The 1,707-nt window shown below is 51.8% G+C and carries 2 protein-coding genes; both read left to right on the top strand.

Going from position 1 to position 1,707, the window contains the following annotated elements; translation table 11 throughout:
* Positions 1–666 precede the first annotated feature (666 nt).
* Positions 667–1,203 (top strand): universal stress protein, encoded by a 537-nt coding sequence (locus OSO_RS47230; protein WP_010581604.1) that lies wholly within the window; start codon positions 667–669, stop codon positions 1,201–1,203.
* A gap of 293 nt (positions 1,204–1,496) precedes the next feature.
* The coding region (locus OSO_RS51810) for a helix-turn-helix domain-containing protein (RefSeq protein WP_315849975.1) at positions 1,497–1,707 on the top strand (211 nt) is incomplete at its 3' end.

A 1,707-nucleotide genomic window follows, 5' to 3' on the forward strand; every position in this document is an offset into this window, starting at 1 on the left:
GTATCAATAGATCTTCAAAGACTCATCGCCGAGATTTTCCGCATTCGGTCATGACCGTTCACATGCCGGGGGCTGGCTCATTTTCCCGCGGCAAAGGGAAGGATAACCCAAGTCGATGCACTGTGGATTCCACTTCGACAGGGAAAATGTGCCTGTCCCCCTCTCTTCGGGCTGTGAACTGTTATCATTTCGTTATCGATCCAATAAAGAAGGCGATGGGCAGATTGTCGACTCGAATCACGAGCGCGACGCAGACTGACGAGAATGTCCCTCGCGGCGGCCTTCCAGTCTGTTGAAGCAACGGGGACTGGCTCCGCCCAGATAAAAGAACGCCACGAAATCTGAACGCCAAGGTGCCTGTCCCACTTACGTCAACAGGCTGCTAGACAATCAGTGCCGTGCGAGCTTCTTGGTGCCGCCTTTTGGCCAACTTACAGCATCGGAAGTTGCCGCAAATCCGCTGGCGGAATTCGAACGCGCAGTTGAACATCTGCGAGGCGTCGTTCTGACAAAGATCTAAACATCTAAATCGTTCCAAATCCAAAAACGTAAACGTAAACGTAAACGTAGATCGCGGTCAACTGAACCACCGGCCGAAGACGACGCGGAAACCGAATCGAGAGGGGCATTCAAGCTCGAAGTGTGATTCTTAGAGGGAGACGAACCATGAAATTGTACCGGAAAAGACAAAACTCAACGAATCCATATTGGGATGTTCGTCCAGCTGTTGGAGAAACTGGGCGCGCAAAGAGAGTCCTGTTGGAAATCGACGGTTCGCCCTACAGCAAGAACATTGTCACACACATCAGCCTTCGTCCATGGCCTGTCCAGAGCGAGATTCGCCTGATCATGGTGATCCATCCGATCGAGGCAACTGCGTTGGTGGCTCATGCTGTTTTGGATGAGCTAATCAATATTCAGCACATCGAGGCGGTTCGGACGCTAAATGCGGCCTCAGATGTGTTCAAACAGAATTCCCTTGGACTTCGTTCCAGTATGGTTGTGCGAACGGGATTTCCAAAGGATGTGATCTTGGATGAGGCACATCGCTGGAACGCTGATTTAGTAATTGTTGGATCGCGAGGTATGCGTCGACACGTCTTAAACCGATCGCTTGATTCGCAGATTGAAGTGTGCGATTTGAAGCGTTCAGGGTGGCTTTTCGGGTCCATCCGGGAATTCTGTGGGTTTGATATAATCTGATGATTTCTGGGATTGGGGCCAATCAGGATCGGGAATTGTATCAGCATATCCTTCGACTGAAGAGTCCCTGAACGGTCTCTCAAATTTCGTTGAGTCTGGAGCAACGGCAAGTTGCTGTGTTTGTCGAGCATCCAGCTGGGACGAAGTTTTGCTGCCGTGACTGCGCCAAGACGTTGCCGTGTTACAACAACACGGCGGAGTGTCAGTGGCAGCATCTGGATAGCTGCCAGTTCAAAACGATTCTTCATGCGAGCATTCCACACGTCGAGTGTTCGATACACGGAGCGAAACAGGTGAGTGTGCCCTGGGCCGAGAAAGGCAGTCGCCTCACAATCCTGTTTGAGCGTTCTGCCATTGAGGTACTGTTGGCAACTCAGAACGTGAAAGGAACCAGTGGCATCCTGCGAACGAAATGGGACCAGACACGGTCCATCGTGGCGCGCGCCGTGACTCGCAGACGGACTGAAGTGGACCCCGTTTTTCGGACCACCGTCTTAGATAGAA

Origin of the sequence: Schlesneria paludicola DSM 18645 (assembly GCF_000255655.1) — a bacterium.
In the GTDB taxonomy this organism is placed as follows: Bacteria; Planctomycetota; Planctomycetia; order Planctomycetales; family Planctomycetaceae; genus Schlesneria; species Schlesneria paludicola.

Excerpts from the sequence above, each read along its gene's own strand:
- OSO_RS47230 (WP_010581604.1), top strand. The coding sequence starts at position 667 with ATGAAATTGTACCGGAAAAGACAAAACTCAACGAATCCATATTGGGAT.